General features: G+C 44.6%; 18 protein-coding genes and 4 pseudogenes. All 22 read right to left on the reverse strand.

Going from position 1 to position 20190, the window contains the following annotated elements; all coding sequences use genetic code 11:
• Nucleotides 1–52: 52 nt before the first annotated feature.
• A pseudogene (gene secA / locus RE628_RS26525) lies at nucleotides 53–2559 on the reverse strand (preprotein translocase subunit SecA).
• A 222-nt stretch (nucleotides 2560–2781) separates the two neighbouring features.
• A complete protein-coding gene (gene hpf / locus RE628_RS26530) occupies nucleotides 2782–3330 on the reverse strand; it encodes a ribosome hibernation-promoting factor, HPF/YfiA family (RefSeq protein WP_309156341.1) in 549 nt (182 codons plus the stop codon).
• Nucleotides 3331–3535: 205 nt separating this feature from the next.
• The gene (locus tag RE628_RS26535) at nucleotides 3536–3733 is read right to left on the reverse strand and encodes a cold shock domain-containing protein (RefSeq protein WP_309156342.1); all 198 of its coding nucleotides are present in this window, start codon (nucleotides 3731–3733) and stop codon (nucleotides 3536–3538) included.
• 234 nt (nucleotides 3734–3967) lie between these two features.
• Nucleotides 3968–4303, reverse strand: a complete 336-nt coding sequence (locus RE628_RS26540; protein ID WP_309156343.1) for a hypothetical protein — start codon at nucleotides 4301–4303, stop codon at nucleotides 3968–3970.
• 8 nt (nucleotides 4304–4311) lie between these two features.
• Nucleotides 4312–4692 (reverse strand): flagellar export chaperone FliS, encoded by a 381-nt coding sequence (gene fliS, locus RE628_RS26545; RefSeq protein ID WP_309156344.1) that lies wholly within the window; start codon nucleotides 4690–4692, stop codon nucleotides 4312–4314.
• Between the two features lie 27 nt (nucleotides 4693–4719).
• Nucleotides 4720–6204, reverse strand: coding sequence for a flagellar filament capping protein FliD (gene fliD / locus RE628_RS26550; RefSeq protein WP_309156345.1), 1485 nt, complete (start codon nucleotides 6202–6204; stop codon nucleotides 4720–4722).
• Between the two features lie 22 nt (nucleotides 6205–6226).
• A complete protein-coding gene (locus tag RE628_RS26555; protein WP_309156346.1) occupies nucleotides 6227–6613 on the reverse strand; it encodes a flagellar protein FlaG in 387 nt (128 codons plus the stop codon).
• A gap of 357 nt (nucleotides 6614–6970) precedes the next feature.
• Nucleotides 6971–8248, reverse strand: a complete 1278-nt coding sequence (locus RE628_RS26560; protein ID WP_309156347.1) for a flagellin N-terminal helical domain-containing protein — start codon at nucleotides 8246–8248, stop codon at nucleotides 6971–6973.
• A 152-nt stretch (nucleotides 8249–8400) separates the two neighbouring features.
• Nucleotides 8401–8634 carry a carbon storage regulator CsrA gene (csrA, locus tag RE628_RS26565; protein WP_309156348.1) on the reverse strand — a complete coding sequence of 78 codons (234 nt, stop codon included), beginning with the start codon at nucleotides 8632–8634 and terminating at the stop codon, nucleotides 8401–8403.
• A 1-nt stretch (nucleotide 8635) separates the two neighbouring features.
• A complete protein-coding gene (gene fliW / locus RE628_RS26570) occupies nucleotides 8636–9085 on the reverse strand; it encodes a flagellar assembly protein FliW (RefSeq protein ID WP_309156349.1) in 450 nt (149 codons plus the stop codon).
• Between the two features lie 107 nt (nucleotides 9086–9192).
• On the reverse strand, nucleotides 9193–9756 hold the full coding sequence (locus RE628_RS26575) for a DUF6470 family protein (protein WP_309156350.1): 564 nt from the start codon (nucleotides 9754–9756) through the stop codon (nucleotides 9193–9195).
• Between the two features lie 20 nt (nucleotides 9757–9776).
• On the reverse strand, nucleotides 9777–10703 hold the full coding sequence (gene flgL, locus RE628_RS26580; protein WP_309156352.1) for a flagellar hook-associated protein FlgL: 927 nt from the start codon (nucleotides 10701–10703) through the stop codon (nucleotides 9777–9779).
• A 13-nt stretch (nucleotides 10704–10716) separates the two neighbouring features.
• Nucleotides 10717–12319: pseudogene (flgK, locus tag RE628_RS26585) on the reverse strand (flagellar hook-associated protein FlgK).
• Nucleotides 12320–12336: 17 nt separating this feature from the next.
• Nucleotides 12337–12837: a flagellar protein FlgN gene (locus RE628_RS26590; RefSeq protein ID WP_309156354.1), complete on the reverse strand. Its 501-nt coding sequence runs from the start codon at nucleotides 12835–12837 to the stop codon at nucleotides 12337–12339.
• A 9-nt stretch (nucleotides 12838–12846) separates the two neighbouring features.
• Nucleotides 12847–13132: pseudogene (gene flgM / locus RE628_RS26595) on the reverse strand (flagellar biosynthesis anti-sigma factor FlgM).
• A gap of 126 nt (nucleotides 13133–13258) precedes the next feature.
• Complete coding sequence (locus RE628_RS26600; RefSeq protein ID WP_309159579.1) at nucleotides 13259–13681, reverse strand: TIGR03826 family flagellar region protein; 423 nt, start codon at nucleotides 13679–13681, stop codon at nucleotides 13259–13261.
• A gap of 129 nt (nucleotides 13682–13810) precedes the next feature.
• Nucleotides 13811–14452: a ComF family protein gene (locus RE628_RS26605; protein WP_309156356.1), complete on the reverse strand. Its 642-nt coding sequence runs from the start codon at nucleotides 14450–14452 to the stop codon at nucleotides 13811–13813.
• Nucleotides 14453–15083: 631 nt separating this feature from the next.
• Nucleotides 15084–16562 (reverse strand): annotated as a pseudogene (locus RE628_RS26610) (DEAD/DEAH box helicase); the annotation flags it as partial.
• A 385-nt stretch (nucleotides 16563–16947) separates the two neighbouring features.
• Nucleotides 16948–17319 (reverse strand): hypothetical protein, encoded by a 372-nt coding sequence (locus RE628_RS26615; RefSeq protein WP_309156361.1) that lies wholly within the window; start codon nucleotides 17317–17319, stop codon nucleotides 16948–16950.
• Nucleotides 17320–17498: 179 nt separating this feature from the next.
• Nucleotides 17499–17936 (reverse strand): hypothetical protein, encoded by a 438-nt coding sequence (locus tag RE628_RS26620; RefSeq protein WP_309156363.1) that lies wholly within the window; start codon nucleotides 17934–17936, stop codon nucleotides 17499–17501.
• A gap of 313 nt (nucleotides 17937–18249) precedes the next feature.
• Nucleotides 18250–18978, reverse strand: a complete 729-nt coding sequence (locus RE628_RS26625; protein ID WP_309156365.1) for a response regulator — start codon at nucleotides 18976–18978, stop codon at nucleotides 18250–18252.
• Entirely contained in the window at nucleotides 18971–20152 is a 1182-nt protein-coding gene (locus tag RE628_RS26630) for a sensor histidine kinase (RefSeq protein WP_309156366.1), read from the reverse strand. The genes RE628_RS26625 and RE628_RS26630 overlap by 8 nt, the downstream gene beginning before the upstream one ends.
• Nucleotides 20153–20190 lie beyond the last annotated feature (38 nt).

The following is a 20190-nucleotide window of genomic DNA, read 5'->3' on the forward strand; positions in this document are numbered from 1 at the left end:
AAAATAAAAAAAACGGGGAGCTATCCGATCACGGAAGCTCCCCGCTGTCTAATTATGCGTTCTGTCCGTGGCAGTGTTTGTATTTCTTACCGCTGCCGCAAGGGCAAAGATCGTTACGTCCTATTTGCTCGTCGCGCTTCACCGGACGTTTCTCTGCTGGCTCACCACTAGTCGAGATTTTGTCCTCATCTACAACCGCCTGGCGCTCCTGGTTCGTCTCGATTTGCGCCTTCATAATATAATTCGCAACTTCTTCCTGAATCGTCGCAATCATCTCGTTGAACATCTCGTAGCCTTCGAATTGGTACTCGCGCAGTGGATCCGTACCGCCGTAAGCACGCAGATGAATACCTTGACGCAATTGATCCATCGCATCGATATGATCCATCCACTTGCTATCTACAGCACGCAGAGCAATAACTTCTCGAATTCACGCACCAGTTCAGGACCGATCGCCTGCTCACGAGTATCATATTTCGCCATAACCTTCTCGAAGATGAATTCGACCATCTCATCGGCCTCTTTGCCCAGAGATCGTCGCGGTTCAATGCGCCTTCATCAAGCATCTTCGAATTCATATAATCGGCAATCTCTTGTAATTCCCAGTTCTCCGGAATGTCATCCGCGGTATGAACCGCAACGACACGCTCAATGACCGGTTTAATCATATCCACGACAATTTGCTTAACATTCTCTGATTCAAGCAGCTCGCGGCGTTGCTTATAAATAATCTCACGTTGCTGATTCATCACGTCGTCATATTGCAATACGACTTTACGCACGTCGAAGTTATTACCTTCAACACGTTTCTGAGCGGATTCAACCGCACGCGTAATCATCTTGCTCTCGATCGGCTGATCCTCTTCGAAGCCAAGACGCTCCATCATGTTCATGACGTTATCTGCCCCGAACCGCTTCATCAATTCATCACCAAGCGACAAATAGAACTGCGTCGAGCCCGGGTCACCTTGACGTCCGGCACGACCACGAAGCTGGTTATCAATCCGACGTGATTCATGACGCTCTGTACCAATAATATGCAAACCGCCAACGTCGTTTACACCTTCACCAAGTAAAATGTCAGTACCACGTCCTGCCATGTTCGTAGCGATTGTAACGGAACCCGGCTCGCCCGCGCGAGAAATAATCTCGGCTTCTTCCGCATGGTATTTGGCGTTCAGCACTTTATGAGGAACACCCTTACGCTTCAGCATCTCGGAGAGAAGCTCAGAGTTCTCAATCGAAACGGTACCAACCAGGATCGGCTGATTCTTCTTATGGCGCTCTACGATCTGGTCCACAACCGCTCTGAACTTGCCTTCCTCGCTCTTGTAGACAACATCTGGCATATCAACCCGCTGATTCGGACGGTTCGTCGGTACTTGAAGCACTTCAAGCCCGTAAATCTTCTTGAATTCCTCTTCCTCGGTCTTCGCTGTACCTGGTCATGCCAGCCAGCTTGCGATACATCCGGAAATAGTTCTGGAATGTAATAGTCGCGAGCGTCATGCTCTCATTCTGAACCTCGATGCCTTCCTTCGCTTCAATCGCCTGATGTAATCCATCGCTATAACGTCGACCTTGCATAATCCGGCCTGTAAATTCATCGACGATGAGCACTTCATCTTCAGTAACAACATAATCCACGTCACGGCGCATAATGACATTTGCCTTCAGCGCTTGGGTAACATGGTGGTTCAGCAAGATGTTACTATGATCATATAAATTCTCGATACCGAAAGCTTTTTCCGCCTTGGCAACCCCTTTTTCAGTAAGAGCTACGGCTTTTACTTTGATATCAACGGTGTAATCCTCTTCACGCTCCAGCTTCTTCACAAATCGATCAGCAAAATAGTAAAGCTCCGTCGACTTCTCAGCTTGTCCGGAAATGATCAGCGGAGTACGTGCTTCGTCAATCAGGATGGAGTCAACTTCGTCAATAATACAATAGTAGAGCGGACGTTGTACCATTTGCTCTTTGTAAAGAACCATATTGTCGCGCAAATAGTCAAAGCCGAACTCATTATTCGTACCATAAGTAATATCACAAGCATAAGCTGCTTGTTTATCCTCATGTTCCATACCGTTCAAATTGATGCCTACGGTCATACCAAGGAAGTTATAGACTTGGCCCATTTGCTCGCTATCCCGTTGCGCCAAATAATCATTGACCGTAACGACATGCACGCCTTTGTTTAACAGAGCATTCAAATAAACCGGCAGGGTACCGACCAGCGTCTTCCCTTCACCGGTTTTCATTTCAGCGATTCTTCCTTCATGCAAAGCCATACCGCCGATCAACTGCACGTCATAGTGACGTAGGCCGAGCGTTCTCTTGGAAGCTTCTCTTACTGTAGCAAAAGCTTCTGGAAGAATTTCGTCCACAGTTTCGCCCTTCTCGATCCGTTCACGAAACTCTGCGGTCTTCCCTTGCAATTGCTCGTCCGATAAAGCTACGAACTGAGGTTCCAAATTATTAATAATATCTACCGTCTTCATCAGACGTTTAACGTCACGTTCATTCGTGTCGCCAAATATCTTTTTCACTAATCCCAGCATGATTTACCCCTTTCACGCATATACAGATGATTTGCCTAAATTGTAACAGTTTGTAATCAATGCCGCAACACACGACATCACCGTGGCACATCGGCAATTTGCTCCTATATGAATAAAGAGCCCTACCCGCTTAGCGGATAAAGGCTCGCTCCTTTTACTTCAATTGAAAGAATTACCATTTAGATTCCAACAATCGTCATGAATGGATACGAATTGTTACAGCTATTCTTGCTCGATTAATCCATATTTGCCATCGTTCCGTTTGTACACCACGTTGGTCTCATTCGTCTCAATGTTAGCAAATACGAAGAAATTGTGACCTACCATATTCATTTGCAAAATAGCTTCTTCTACATCCATCGGTTTCAAAGTGAACTTCTTCGTCCGAACGACTTCGAGTTCGTCTTCTTCTGCGTCACGTGCAGATCCGTTCACTGGACCTTCGACGAACAAATTCTTCAGACCGCTCTCCTGACGGAATTTACGGTTGATCTTCGTCTTATGTTTACGGATTTGGCGTTCCAGCTTGTCCACGACCCCATCCATCGATGCATACATATCATCGCTTCGATGTTCGGCACGTAGCACTACGCCTGTAAGAGGAATTGTGACTTCGACTACATGCAAGCCTCGTACAACACTCAGCGTTACATTACCACCTGTAGTCGGCGGTACATCAAAGTACTTGTCAAGTCGGCTGAGCTTCTTATCTACGTATTCTCGCAATGCTTCGGTCACTTCAATTTGTTGTCCTCGAATACTATAATTCATAGGGCACTCCTCCTTTGACTTTGCACCTTTATTATATCACACATATTAACCCAAAGTAAAAAATGTAAAAGGCAAGTTAATGGCAAAATCATGACGTCAAGAACAAATAAAAAACCCTGGTTTCCCAGGGTCTTATTGCTAGCGAATCTCTAATTGCTAACCATCATACATTATATATGTAGGTCGGCTTATAAGTGCCGGATGATTATAATTTGATTACGTTAGCCGCTTGTGGTCCACGAGCTCCGTCGACGATATCGAATTCTACGGATTGGCCTTCTTCCAAAGTCTTGAAGCCTTCGGATTGAATAGCGGAGAAGTGTACGAATACGTCTGTTCCTTCTTCAGTTTCGATGAAACCGTATCCTTTTTCTGCGTTAAACCATTTTACTTTACCTTGCATGCACTAACATTCCCTTCATTATCAAGTAAGAGTTCGGTCCTTAAAGAACAAGCCCTCACTTTTGAGTTTACCACCCAAACTTAACCAGTGTCAATTACCAAAGAAAAGGTTTTACTGTAAAAATAATGTATGGATTGGTTTAATATAAATTTTACATTTTATATTTTTTCTTCAGTACATGATATCACGAATAAAACATAAACAAGACCGATAATCTTTTATCGGCCCTGTTTACTAGTTCCTTCTGTCCATTAGAATACTATCAGATGCATACGAAGTCTCATAGGCACTTCGCTGCTGCTTCGCTTGATCCCGCTGCATTAACCAATCAGAGGCTTCTAATTTGAGTTGCTCCATCCTCTGGCGAATCATCTGATCAAATTCCAAAATAGAACCAAGCTTCTCTTGCTGAGAATGATTCAACGAAATACGCGAGGCATTGACAACGATCTGATCAACAATAAGCTGGCGCTGCTCTACAAAAGCTACGAGCTCATCACTCGACATCTGGTTCAATGAACTACTGACAGACCTCGTAATCTGATCCAACTGTACTAATAATTCGTCCATTATTTCTCCTAATCCCCGCTGACTGCAACAAACTTCGCGGCCTGAGCCCAGGACTCTCGGAGATCTAACAGATACCCTAGCACTTCTTCAGCAGGGGCCTCCTGCTTCTTAATGTTCGCCTCTATCAGAAGATGATTCATGTACTCATAGAGCGCAGACAGCCCCTTAGAGACCTCGAAGCTATGGTCCAAAGTAACTGTTAATTCCGATATGATAGCCTGTGCTTTATTTAGTAGAGTATTCGTCTTATCATAATCCCGCTCCTGGATCCCCTCGATGCCCCCTCGAACGAAGCGAATCGCTCCATCATACAGCATCAGCAATAACTGTGAAGGGGTGGACGTTTGTACAGAAGTCTTTTTGTATTTATCGTATGGTGATGTAATCATTATCATTCACTCCTAAAAAGGCATCACTCATTGAGAAAGTAGATTTGTTATGCTCGAAGACTGAGAATTCATTTTATTAATTGCAGTTTCCATTGCTGTAAATTGACTATAGTATTTAGATTCAAGAGTAGTTAGCTTTTTTTGTAAGTCTGAGATACGATCATTAACACTTTTAAGTTCTTTTCCCATTACACTTTCTGTATTGTACGCATCTGTTAAACTGGTGGAATATTTAGATGTACCAGCCCGTTCGGAAAGGGATTCCAGTGGGCCCATCAAATTATCGTACAGTTTATTAAAGAATCCACTCGTCCCATCCGCTCCAACAAATAGCTCTAAAACAGCATCAGGATTATCTTCTATCGCCTTCTTCAATTTATCTTCATCTAGCACTAACTTACCATTCTCATAATATTCACCTGTAGTAATACCTATTGAACTGAGATTGATTGAAGCACCTTTCACCTCTGCTCTAGTGACCGCATCACGCATATCCCAAACTGCTTTAGTAAGGATCTCATCATTTCGGAGCAAGCCGCTTTGGGCCTTCTCTTGCCATCTCTTAATGTCATCCTCTTTCATTCCAGACTTTTGTTCGTCAGTTAGTGGCGGAAAATTACGATAACGTTCCTCATTCAGTTTACCATTAATGGTTGCCAACACCGAGTTATAATCTGAGATAAAAGATTTTATGGTCTCTAATACTTTTGTAGAATCTGTTTTAGAGGTAATAATGGACGGCTTACCCGCCTCAGTCTCGGCAAGAAGAGTAATCTCAACTCCATTAACCGTAAAAGTATTACTTGAATATTCTAATGGATCGCTACCGTTAATTGAAACCTCCGCTTTATCACCGCCTACATATGATGAACCACTTAAATTAAAGGCATCCATCAGATTGCCCCCAAAGTCCACATTCTGGTTACCATATTCCTTTGACTTTAACGTGATTTTTCCAGTGGTCTCATCCAGCGCTGCCGTTACATTCGCCTGAGTATCACTATTGATTTTACGAATCACAGAATCAATTGTGTCAGATGAAGAGAACTCCAGTGTAACATCTTTGCCCCCAGAACGTGATACTGTTAAAGAAAATTGTTTTCCATCATCTCCCTCGCCAACAGCTCCGGCAAGACTATCTAATCTTGTATTCTTTGTCACGTTATTTCCAAGGCTACTTACACTGGTTATAGATCTCTGGGTGGCTAATTGCTGGACCTCAACCGTCATTTTCACTTGATTTGTGCTTGACGTTGCTTTAACACTAATAGCATCCTTATCTCCTGACACTTCCGCCTTATAAGGATTCAATTCTGAACTCGTTTTATATTTCCATAGTTTATTATTGCGAAAATCCACTAATTGACTGTTAATCTGTCTGTAAAAATCGCGTTTCCACTCAATCGTTTGTTTTTGTTGAGTCAATTTATCAAGTGGCACTCTCTTTGCTTGCATCATCTGTTTAACTATACTATCAATATCCATCCCTGAAGCCAGACCTGAAATTCTCAAAACTATTCCTCCTTCACTCTACTTATACACGTTCATCAATTAATATACCTGCAAACTCCATCATCTTCGCCACTAGATCCAGCGTCTTCTCCGGTGGAATCTCCCGAATTAATTCGCCCGTATCACGATTCAGAACTTTAACCATTATAGAGTTAGTTTGCTTATGAACACTAACCTCAAACTCTGTATGCGGGCCCTCAAGAGCTTTCATAGCACGATCTATTGCCTTGATCAATTGCTCTTCACCTATTGAAATATATTTACCCTGACGCTCCATACGCATTACTTGCCCCTCATTTGTAATGAGGACTCCACGGTCGTGGTCACTTGGCTCTTTCTTTGCGGGGGAGTAGCTAGATGTATTGCTTAACATTGGTGTTCTCCCGGATAATGATAATTCAGGCTTCATCAATCAACCCTCCGGTTCACTCAGAATAATATTAATATATATATCGGCAAATTAAGCAAATGGCTTAATATGATTTACGAAAGTAATTATTTATCCAATTAGCTGATAGGGAACAATATTACACCAGCCTACTAAAAGAATTAACTAAATACCAAAAGTCGAGAACTAACACTATTAGAATATCTACTTTCTTAATAGATCAAATTATTCGTGAAATATGCGCATAGAGGATAACCCCATAGAACCCGTGAAACATCATTTCTGAAGTAATCAGATTTCTACCTGTGACTCTATACATTCCTAAAAGAAAAAAGAGACCTTAGAGTGTTCCTAAGGTCTCTTTCCTGAATATAAATCTTAACGAAGCAATTGCAAAACGCCTTGAGGCTGTTGGTTCGCTTGAGCCAACATAGCTTGTGCAGCTTGTGTAAGGATGTTGTTCTTCGTGAATTGAACCATTTCCTTAGCCATATCCACGTCACGAATACGGGATTCAGCAGCACTCAGGTTCTCGGAAGAAGCTCCCAAGTTGTTTACTGTGTGCTCCAAGCGGTTTTGGTAAGCACCAAGCTTGGAACGTTCAGTCGATACACTTTCCAAAGCAGTGTTGATTGTAGTGATCGCTTTACTTGCAGTAGAAGCTGTAGAAATATCAGTGCCTCCAACAGTAATTTCAGCTTTATCAGTCAAAGCAACTGTAGAAGTGAATAATTCTTTTCCATCCACATCTGTAAATGTTATTCCATCAGCTGATTTCGCATATACTTTACCATTCGAGTCTAAAATTGTTTTATCCGCAGCATTATAAGTATACGTACCAGATTCAAGACCCGAGTTAGCAAATTGAGCTTTTCCTGTTGCACCTGTACCGTCAAACGAAACAGCTCCGGATGTTACCTTTTGATCAAATACCACTTTACCTGTAGCACCTGCTCCAGAACCATCAGCTTTTTCCATAGTAAATGTCAAGCCATCGGTACTTTTTGCAATTACTTTGTTACTGGAATCTAACAAATCATATTTTCCGTTACCATTGTCTCTAACAGTATATGATTCGCCTTTAACAAGGCTCAACTCACCTGTAGCACTAGCAGTTACGGTACCAGTTGAATCAACAGTAGCCCCACCGATAACCCCAAGCGCACTGGATCTCATATCCCCAACAGTCAGGGAGATATTTTGTCCTTCATTGGCACCAATGTGGAAAGTACCTTGGAACGAACCGTCAAGTAATTTCTTGGTGTTGAACTCTGTATCTTTACCGATACGAGTCAATTCTTGTGCCAGTTGGTCAACTTCCTTTTGCAGGTTAGCACGGTCTTTGTCAGTATTTGTATCTGTAGCGGATTGAACTGCAAGTTCACGCATACGTTGCAAGATGCTATGAGTTTCAGTCAATGCGCCTTCAGCAGTTTGGATCAAAGAGATACCGTCTTGTGCGTTTTTGGAAGCCATATCCAAACCGCGGATTTGTCCGCGCATTTTCTCGGAAATTGCCAAGCCTGCAGCGTCATCCCCTGCACGGTTGATACGAAGACCAGAAGACAATTTTTCGAGGTTCTTAGAAGAAGCACTCGTATTTGCACTCAATTGACGGTGAGTGTTCAAAGCAGCAATATTGTGATTGATAATCATTTGTATTTCCTCCTTGAAATAATTTATCCCACATCCATGTGGTTTCGCTCGCTACCCTTAAGGTCGGCCGCCCTTCCGAAATAGCGTCTAATACATTTATCGACAAACAGACGATGCATGTTTAGAGCTATTTAATAAAATTTCTAAAAAATTTATTTAGGATGATTATATTGCTCTAGTAATGCGCCTAAGTTAATAGATGCTTGGGATACAGAGTCCCTGTTGGCCTCCTGGATCGATAAATAAACCTCTTTACGGAAAATTTCTACATTTCCAGGAGCAGATATCCCCAGCCTTACAACATCCCCTTCGACACCAAGAACTGTTACTTCAATCTCGTCCTGTATAACGATAGATTCACCTTTCTTGCGCGATAATACAAGCATCCTATTCACCCGCCTTATCGGCTAAGGATGGTTCCTCTTTAGACCAAAGAAAATGACGTGAACTATATTCGGTAGAATGAAGTATAACCTGCTTAGCTCTTTGGGTCTCCAAATTAAAAACAACAGGAGCCAATAGATTTATAGTTGACTTCGAAACTTCTTTATTAAGCGTCAAGATACAACGAATCATAAGCAATGTCCCTAGCTCTAATTCTTCGATTGCATGATCAGACAGTTCAAATTCATAATCGGGGAAGAATATAAATGGATCTGTGATGAGAAGAGCAATCTGACTCTCTTGTACCGATTGCAAATAAGAAAATGGACCGTCCGGCAAATCTATGACTGCAAATTGAGTGTATTCTTCAAATCCTGGTATCCCTTTAGGGAAATTAAATATTTGTTTTTCTTTAACATCAACGACTCCAAATTGAGCTGTATCTAGCTCCATTCTGCTCGCCCCTTAATATACAATATTGAAACAACTTCCAACACGATACGATAAAATATTAAAGCTATAGATGGTTATATTACCACTATAGCTTATAGTAAAATCTATTACATTTGCACATCAATATTGGGTTGTGTAAATTGAATAGAAGCATATTGCTTAACAACTATGTTCAAATAACCATGCTGAACATCAATTTCAGGGTTATGCTGCTGCCCTCTAATATCTGGTTTCATGGGTGTAACATTAATTTCCGGTCTATGTGGCTCCACATGGATATTTACATTATCATAGGATGCAGGTGCACGATACTCTACAAAGGGATTTCTCTGCCAATCCCCCCCATAAATCTCAGCAATCGTATTCCCCGGCAAATGAATAGCTGCCAATTGGTTACCCTGCTCCACGCGCTTAGCCAACCCTTCAAGAAATAACTGTGGCAACTCTGAATAAATCTGTCGATTCATCTCCAGAGCCGTGCCCCCATTATAAGCTCTCCATGCTTCATGTTGATCGATCTCCATCTCCGGTCTAGGCTGAACTATTCGCATATCAGCCCGTGGGGACTCGATCTCCATTTCTCCTCTTGGCTGCTTAATTAATATTTGCGCTCTGCTTGATTCCATCTCAAGCAGAGAAGGTTGGGTCGTAATTTGGATTTGAGGAATCACAGAACTGTCACCACCATTTTTTATCTAAGGAAGTCAACCAAAGATGTAGAAATGATTTTCGATCCAGAAGCTAGGGATGCGTTATAAATACTTTCAGCAATCTTGGACTGAATAACTACCTTCTCATAATCGGCATCCTCAGTTTTCGCCTGCATGTCTGTTAGATTAATCTCTAAATCCTGCAACCGCGTGTTCATAAGTTCAACACGATTTGTCTTTGCTCCAATTTCAGCGCGTACCGTCATCACTTTATCCAAACGTGTATCAAATTTATCGAGTTCACCAGAAATCGCCGGAAAATCACCATTACCAAGAGCCGTTGTTAACCTATCGATCATCGTAAAAAGATGGTCGTCATCCTTCTCAGAAGGTGAGCCGAATATTTCATTTCCCGATGTATTAATTGCTAATTGTATGCTATCTCCAACAATAAAATTAATCTGTCCAGAATCTGTTAGTAGATCCCCAACATTAATAGTATCAGATAGATTGTTTGCATCCTTTGCAAAATCATATGGCTTCTTATCATAATTCTCGCCATTAAAGATATATTTCCCATTCATCTTACTATTAGCTAAATCAATCAATTGTTCTTTCAATTGTTCAACTTCCGTCTTAATGCTGTCCAAAGCAGATTGTGGGTTGGTTGAATTCGAAGCCTGAACAGTCAATTCTTTCAAATGTTGAATGATACCGCCTACTTGACCAACTACTGTATCATTAAAATCCAGCCACGACAGGGCGCTATCGACATTGGCCTGGTGCTGGCTATTAGAAGACAATTCTGCACGATAACGCATGGAATACGTAATCCCAACCGGATCATCCGATGGCTTATTAAGCTTCCGCCCTGTAGATAACTGCGTCTGTAAATCGTTCATTCGTACGCCATTACGATTCAAATTCAGTAGCAACTGAGAACTCATCATATTATTCGTAACTCTCATAGTGCTTTACCCCCTATCGGCCTACAACGCCAGTAGAATTAATCAATTTATCAAGCAGTTCATCAAAGGTCGTCATAAACCGTGCTGCCGCGGTATATGCATGCTGGAATTTAATCATATTTGCCATTTCCTCATCTAATGAAACTCCGCTCACGGATTGCCGCCGTGTATCCACTTGGGTAATCAGTATCGAGGAATTTTCAGCCTGACGGGCTGCTTCCTGAGACTGTACTCCCAATTGCCCAATCATAGCACTATATTGTGAATTCAACGTGGACTCTGCTCCACTGTCAGCCGTAATCTTAGTCTCATTCATAGCTGAGAACAAGAGAGCAAGTGTGTTGTTCCCTTTGACTACAACCTGGCCTGTGCCACTAGCTTCAGTCCTTAACGATGTGGCTACCAACGTAGGATCATTGGCAATCTGATCATTTAGCTTAATAGTACCTGCGTCTGTACCTGTAAAGAATGGAAGTCCACGATCTGTAGTTCCGTTCAAGGTGAAGCCTAATTGATGTAGTCCATTTAAGCCCTTTACATCAATTTTGGTATCTCCCTTAAGCACAGCATTAGCAGGTATCCTGGAACCGGCTGCAAGCAGCTGGTCTGTTCCGCCAACCGATATCAAGGTATCAACATTCACAATTGTTCCTTCTGGAAGCATTGACCCCGCCGGAATAGAGACATCCTTCATTGTGCCGTTCATGATCGTATTAGCTAAATCATTAAGCTTTGCCTGGTTATCAGCAACGTAATTATTACGAGAATAGATCATCCCATATACTTCGCCGCCAGTTAGTGTTCCCGCAGCATAAGCATTCTCTAAATAAGCTCCCTTCTCCGCAGGAGTAGCTCCAGCATTGACTTCAACCTGAACGGTATCTCCTTGGACAGAGTCTCGCCCCGAGCATAATTGTATAACCCTGTTCTGTGTCCTGTACCGATACATTAATAATTTGGGATAGCTTATCTGTCAAATAATCACGTTGATCCCTCAGATCGTTCGCATCGTCTCCAAGACTTTCAATTCTAGTAATAGATTTATTCAAATCGGCAATCGAAGATAAATAGGACTGTACTTCATCCGCTTTAACCCCTACATTATTCGTTAGATCCTGACTCAAATTACTTAGCTGACGGCTCATGTAATTAAAAGCATCAGTTAATGCCATTGCGTTCTGAACTACAATCTTCCTGGCTGTTACACTCTCAGGGTCCTTACTTAAATCGGACCATGATTTCCAAAAATTATTCATGACAGTACGAAGCCCTGTATCCGAAGGCTCATTCATAATTCCTTCAAGCTTGGATAATGTATCCGCCTGAATATTCCAATTCCCGTAGGCAGTTGCTTCCCCTCGATATTCATGATCTAGAAATGTCTCTCTAATCCGAGTAATTGAGGAAAATTCAACACCTGTACCTAATTGCCCTGGAGCTATAGAACGATTCATTCCATAGGCTTCGATAGGGGAAGAAGCTTTCATATTCACGACTTGCCGAGAATAACCCGGAGTATTGGCATTAGCAACATTATGTCCAGTAGTATTCAAAGCCGCCGTCTGTGTGAACAAACTACGCTTGGCTGTTTCTATCGAGTGAAATGTGGATGTCATATGATCCTCCTCTGAATCTAAGCTCGTGTATCAAATAATCCTGGTTTTTTCACCCCACCCGATTTACCGGCAGGATGCTGATAAGTGACTTCTTCGTCTTCCCTTCCACCTAGTAGTTCAAGGGAATAATCGATAAATCCAAGAGATTGTTCTATCAACTTCTGATTTAATTCGTTTAATGTTTTCAGTTCATTTAAGGTATGTGATAGTCTAGATTGTGCATCCTGAAGCGCCTTTTTGTCGCTAGGATCAAAGGCTAACCTCGTTAATTCCGTCACAGTCAATTCCAGTTGAGATCTGATCCCCTTCTCAATCAGGAAGTCCTGGCAAGCCTGCACACGACTAGCCTCTAATTGTTCAATCTGCTTCAAACATCTAGACTCCTGATTCATCACTTCAATCAGCTTCTCAACATCATTATTGACGATAGCTCCTTGCTTGTTCTTGCTAATTTCCAACATGTCCTGATGAACTTCATACAGAGAATCCAACGAATCAATTACTTGCTGTATAGACATAGCCGCCCCCTAATTCTCGGTGTAAGACTTAAAGTATGGAAGAAGCTTCTCAGCAAGCTTGCCAGGCATCTACGTGATAGGTTCCCGTGGAGACCTGCTCCTTAAGTTCCTCGATGCGCTTCATGCGCTCTGGTGTCTGTGAGTTCTCCTGGGCTTTCAATAACTCCATACCTTCTGTGGAAATGGACAACTCGTCTTTACGCCGCGATTTATTATTTAATCCTGTGCTTTGGGACTCGTACTGACGTTGATAGTTATTTATGGCGCCTACCCGTCCGGTATCATTAATTTTCATGGGCTTCACCTTTCTTTCCAAATAAAAAAACCGATAATCTTTAATAAGTTTATCGGCGTAAGTTCACACTTATTTTATAGCGAACTATTGGTTTATGAAGAATATTATGCCATAATATCAAGGTTTTCAGCGTTCTGGTGCTCGGAATTTGTCGACGATCCCGTATGCACCACCACTTCGCTTGTCTTCCTGATGAGCGGCCTTGGTCGATTGTTCCCTATTAGCTGCATTTATGTCGCGAGCCAGACGGTTCCTACAACTATCGCACATGTTCCCTTCATAGATCAGAATTCCGCATACTTCACACGGATACATCATATTCGGGTTATTAGCGATCGAGATGCGACCCTCTTTAATGAATTTCGTAATTTGTCTTGTGGAGACTTCCGTTGCCTCAGATAACTCAATCATCGTCGCTGACTTGTTTTTACGCAAATATTCGAGACATTTCTCGTACTCTGCCTCGATATCTTTCATGCAAGAAGGACAGAGGTCTCTGAAATTTTTGGCAAACAACCTTCCACAGCGCGGACAATTCCCAAGATTCATATCCATTCTTTCTCTTCCCTTCAGAAATTATCATCTGTTGTTAGATTACATGATCAGTTACATTTCGTCCATCACTTTCTCTCACTCTTCTTCCAAAAAATACAATATTCGACTTTCCCGTTTGACCTCCTATGATCGCGCCCAAGTCAAACTATAAATCTCAGCGGAACGCCCCAGCTCCCGGCAAAGGCCCTGAAGAACCGATGCACAAGTATCCATCGTGCTTCCTGTCGTATACACATCATCAATCAACAATAGACGTACGGGATACTGAACCAAATGCTTAGACAACAGGAACCCCTTCAATTTGTCTAATGCGTCGGGCAAAGGCAGGTATACCCCCTCCAGTTCCAGAAGCCTTTGCCTTCTGTTCTTGGAGCTCTGCTTCTCTGTATGCCGGGAACGCCCGAGCAGCTCTAATACAGGGGCTCTTGCTGCGCTTGCCGCTCCATAAGCTAGAGCTCTGGACTGGTTGAAGCCGCGTTCCAGCATACGCTCCTCACTCACGGGAACAAATGTAACTACATCGAAAAAATCCCACGAGGCTGCGGATTTCTCCCGTAATTCCTCAGCCATTGCCCTCATCGCATAATTCATCATCTGAGCCAACAGTGGCCCCATTGATTCATGTCCCCTGAACTTATATTGCGCCAGCCATTCACGCATCGCTGGATTATATTGAACCGCACTCCGATTCATCAGAAAGCTTCTCGTCCCTGACCAGCCCTGCTGCAATCCGGGCAGCCCACCGCCCTGCCACAGATCAGACAACGGGGGACAGTAATCCAGGGGATCGATGCATAACAAGCAGTACATATTTGTAAGAAGCCTTTGACTCCGCAGCCTCCCGCACGAATCATTTTCCCACAGGTCAGGCAGCTTTTATTGGTGGATGCTAACCATTGATGCACCGGAGTGATTAAAATGTCCTTCCAAGACAATATCTTCACCTCACTTTTGAGAACATGATATTTTCGTATTTAAATAAAGCACGTGGAGCTTCATGTTCACCTGCATTTTGAGAGAGTTGTCTTCTCTCTAAAAATAATTGTAAATCATACATCTAAATCTGGAGATTCCTCATGATCAGGCAAATTAGTTGTATAGTACATCTAAATTAGTCTTAATCCCCACGATGGCTCATATGCAGGAAAACTAAATGTACAAAATCCAACTATTCTTCTGTCTCCCTTTCTGTTCTGAAAAATAAGTGTACTTAATACAGCTATTCATAGATTTTGGTTTTCTTCCCTCATTGCTAGTCTTGGTAGCAGATCGATACATGGCCGGATCACTATTTAAGAATTAATTGTCCTACTACTACAATTGAATAGTAATGATCGAGTGCGACAATAAGTTCAATGACGAGTTAATCTACATGCTAAAACTATAAAAATTGATGTTATGTATGTAGGAAGCCCTTCTTACGGGCGATGGCATTCATGGAACGAATCTGACGCACCGCACCGCGCTGTGATCGAGTCCATTCCGGTGAAGCGAAGCAAACTCGGCCTGCGGGATCGTCTTTGGATCTACCAGCCCGCCCGGCCATCTGAACGAGAGACGCTTCATCGAACAAATCGCTATCCGCATCCAAAATAAAGACATCACTCCTGGGCACAGTAACGCCCCGTTCCAAAATCGTAGTAGTCACTAACACACGTGTCTTGGCTGCTCTGAAATCAAGTACCTTCTCCGCGCGCAGTTCATCCTTCGATGAGGTCCCTTCAATCTGTATGCTCGAGAAACGTCTCCTTAGCAGGACAGTTAAAGGCTCAATGTGCCGGATACGAGACACAAATATGAAGATCTGTGCCCCACGTTGAACCGATTGTTCCAATGCAGCAGCTAGTGAAGAAGGTAAAGAACGACGGCGAAGACAATGCTCTACCGATTCGATTCTGATTCGGTGCGGCACGGGCAGCGGATGACCGTGGAATCGAGCGGGAACTTTGGCATGCTCCAATTTACCTCTACGGACCTCCCGCTGCAATTGCGTGGGCGGAGTAGCCGACAGGAAAATGAAACGTCCTGCGTCTTTGCAGGATTCCTTGGCCGCATAAGCGAGCATGGGATCGTTGTGATAAGGAAATGCGTCCAATTCATCGATAATGACGAGATCAAATGCATGATAGAAGCGCATCAACTGATGCGTCGTAGCCAGGATGAGTCTGGCTTCCTCCCAGCGCTGAGTACTTCCGCCATAGAGAACCGCGATCGTTTCCTCCGGAAAAGCCTTGCCAATCCGCGGCGCAAGCTCCAATACAACGTCCCGACGCGGCGTAGCTACGAGCACTTTGCCCCCGGTGCTCAGTGTGTAGTTAATGAGTGGGAAGATCATTTCCGTCTTGCCCGCACCGGTCACGGCCCAGAGCAGGAAGCGTGGAAGCGAGCGTCCCCTGCTCTGGAGCAGCCGGCCATGACGATGTACATGGCCGAGGGCCGATTCGGCTGGCGCGATCTGCGGCTGCGCCAGGAACTGCAGCGCGGCGGACGCCGCATCGCGCTGCGCTGGGCTCAGCCCCCACCGGTCCAGCAGGGACCTGGTGGGGGCCTTCCCGTGCCGCCTGCCGCCGGCGGCACGGCTTCGGCGCTGCTGCCACGCAGCAGCAGCGCGCAAGACCGGCTGCGCCCCAGTGCGAGGCAGGCCTCGCAATAGGCGCAGCCACTGGAACCGCACGACCCGCAGGGCGTGCGGGAATGCACTTCGCTGCCGCAGCGCCGGGCAGCGATACTGGGCCCGCGGCCGCGCCAGCGGGCCCCACCCACTGCGGGCGGCGGCAACCGCCACGCCCGCGGTGAGCTGCACGCGCCCTTGCAGGTGCGCGTGCTGGACGGCGGAGCGCCACGCCGGCACAAGCTCCGGCAGGCGCTCCGCCAGTAGCTGCTGTAGCTCCGCTTCCAGCAGCGAACGCCCCTCCAGCGCGGCTGCAATACGCCGCGCCATTATATCCATCGCATCCACTCTTCGTCCTGCAATCATCTTCAGCTCTTCTTCACTACATCGCATTATTGCTCCCACCGTCTCCGCACCATCCCCCGCCATCCGTCCTATCCTCTCTGCACCAACCGTCTCCTTGTTTCCATACACACTCCCTCCAATTTCACTTCTATCCCCCTCACCTGTTCCACTCCAGTTCTGATCAAACTTATCCAATCCTGCCCCTAGAGAATACCGATCGATCTTCTCCCCCTGTACTGCTCCAGTATCCTCTCACCGGATCGGGTCAATCCTTGCCCCCTTGTCCACAACACACCGCCAGACCTTAATCCCAGTAAGCTTTCCTCATCACGACATCCATCTTTCCCCGCTTCTCTTTTCTTTCTTGCTCCAGCTCCCCTTGAAGAGCTCCACGTATGTATTCATGCCACCGCTTCATCTTCCAACCATCCATCTCCGGCCTTGACTGAAATGAATCACGCAGCCTAACTGCCCAACCTAACGGCATCGCTTTAGATAGCAAAATCATCCCAGAGCATCTCTCAACCTGAACTCCGCCCTCAACACCACGCTGACTCCCCTTCTCTACAAGCCATCCTCTCTCCGCTAGGCACCATCCTAGATCCGTAGCAATATCAATACTGATCATCAGTTTCCAGACTTGCTCCAACCTTACCGCATAAACAGCCGCCTTCAACACCTATCCCTCCTTCATAGAATTTACTTTCCGCCTACCTTCCCCTACATTTATCAACACAAAAAAGCACACTCCCCCGGCCTAAGCCATGAAAGAGTGTGCTTCACACTTTAAATACATGATTTTCAGTTGTTGATCGTACACCGCTGAATCCTAGATTTCTGACGGCTACCGATTGGTCACACATGAACATACGGTATTTTATTCGCCTCCCCAGGCGAACGGAGATCGATATAGAGTCGATGTTCTACCTCGTTCTGCTGCTCTTCCGCGGACAGCATATACCGCTTCATATCTTCCTCGCTTACCGCCGCCAGGCGGTCAAGCTTCAGTTCCATTCCACTCTGATGGCCAAGTCGCTCAGCAATCGCCATGGTATTATCCTCTGAAGCCTCATCGAGAACAGTTACCTTCACTGCATGACCACGCCACCGTCCATACCAGGACAAGGCCCTTAAATACCATTCCATTTGCTGTTCATGATTATGAGTCACCAGTACATAATGCAACCGCTTAGGAGACCTCGGCTGCATACGTAAATAATGTCCGTGTACCAAGTGCACCATCGCCGCCGCTAGACCGTAACCGAACAGAATCCAACCCATATATGGAAACATGGACCCACCTCCTTATAGAGGTCGTTCGAACTGCTCTCCTCCACCAGGGAGGGGAAGTTCGAACTCTCGCTTATAACGACAATATATGCCGCTTTCAGGAGGTCGGTTACTGGGCACTATTGAAATGGACCAATTGGTGCTGTAAACCGAACTTTTTGAACTACGCGCTATATGTACCCAACTTTACACTTGAGTAAAATATCCAAAAGGCTATCAACTCGCCTCTCTTTTCAAGTTAATGAATTTAATGGAAGGTTAGAACAACAAAAAGCCACCGCTCTATACACTTCTGATTTTCATACACCAGCAATGATTAGAGAGTAACCCATCCAAATTTGATCGCATTAATAACCGCTTGCGTACGATCATCAACATCCATCTTTTGCAAAATGCTGCTGACATGGTTCTTAACTGTTTTCTCACTAATGAACAAATGCTCGCCAATCGTCTTATTGCTACGGCCTTCGGCCATTAATCTCAGCACTTCAGCTTCTCTGCGTGTCAGCGGATTATTATCACCGGCAATGAACTTAACCCCTGCCTCACGAATCGCGCTATCCTCCGAGATCGCACCTGTCTCACTCAAGTATTCCATCCGGCGCAGCTGTTGAATCAGCTTACCTGTTACTTTCGGATGAATAAAAGCATTGCCTTCGGCAACAGTACGGATCGCATTGATCAGCGACTCTGCTTCCATATCCTTCAGCAAATAACCTGTCGCACCTTTGCGCAAGGTCTCGAACACATAGCTCTCATCATCATGAATCGATAATATAATAACCTTCACTTCCGGCAAAGCTTCGCGGAGTTCGGCTGTCGCATCGACTCCGTTCAAAATCGGCATGTTAATATCCATCAGCACGATTTCCGGTTCGTATAGCCGACAGCTCTCCAGTACCTGAGAACCGTCACTGCATTCACCAATTACTTCGATATCCTCTTCCATATTCAATATCCGTTTTAATCCCTCACGAAACAATTGGTGATCATCAGCTAAGAGGACCTTTATTGCCTGCCCATCATTTACATTGTGATTATCCATCTAGGTTCTCCTTTCCCTTCTCTGAATTTGTCGGAATGTGGATAGTAATTTTCGTTCCCATATTTTCCGTTGATTCAATGTCCATTCTACCTTCCAGGAGTTCTACCCTCTCCCCCATGCCAATCAGGCCGAAGTGGGTATGTTCCTTCGTCTTTTGCTCCAATTGGTCTACTCTGAAGCCAAGACCATTATCGTTTACAATAATTTTGACGAGCTGAGCTTGATAAGTAATCTCCACGCCGACAAAGGTAGGACATGCATGCTTGGCCGCATTGGTCAGAGCCTCCTGGATCAACCGGAAAATCGCTGCCTCCATAGGAGAGGTCATCCGCTGCTCCTTGCCCTTCGTCTCGAAGGTAGCTCTGATCTTTGTACGCTCTTCAAAATCATGCACATACTTTCGCACAGCCGGAATCAACCCCAGATCATCCAGAGCCATCGGACGTAAATTAAAAATGACCTTCCGCATCTCTTCTAAGCTGAAGCGGACTTGTCTTTTCAAATCTATTATTTCGTCCTGCACCATCTTAAATTCCTGCTTTGCGAGCATTCTTTCTACAATTTCCGTCCTAAGAACTAGATTAGCAAGTAGTTGTGCAGGCCCATCATGAATTTCCCTCGAGATACGTTTTCGCTCTTCTTCTTGAGCCAAGATGATCTTAAGACCTAGCATCTGGCGATTTTTGGCCGATTCGAGGATTCGCGTCACTTGGCCGAGTTCGCCGGACAGGTACTCAAGAACTACGCCCATCTGCGCACTCACCGTCTCCGCACGTTCTACTGACTTCTCTACACCGCGTACTCTTTTTTGCAGCTCATCACGCCTTGCCTTGAGATACATTTCCTTTTCCCGGTAGATTAGTAGATCAAGTTGAAGCTGAGTCGCCTTCTCATAAGCCTGTTTGATATCCTCTTCATTATACCGCACAAAATCCCGGCTGACTTCCGTCAGCCGGATGCGGGATCTGCGATAGTTGATTTCGAGCTGGTCCACCTTCTCCACGGTCTCCGCGGTTTCCTTCATAACCTGTTGCAGCTCATTATTCAGCGTCCTTAGCTCATCACGCGCAGATTCTAGTATTTCAAGGATTTGAATTTTGCTATTCTCCATAACGCCTACGGCGTTCTTAATAACACGATCAATCGCATCAGCCTGATCTTGATAATCTGCCACTTTGACCTACTCCATTTCCAAAAACCGTCTATTACCAA

This window comes from Paenibacillus sp. D2_2 (assembly GCF_031199965.1).
GTDB lineage: Bacteria > Bacillota > Bacilli > Paenibacillales > Paenibacillaceae > Fontibacillus.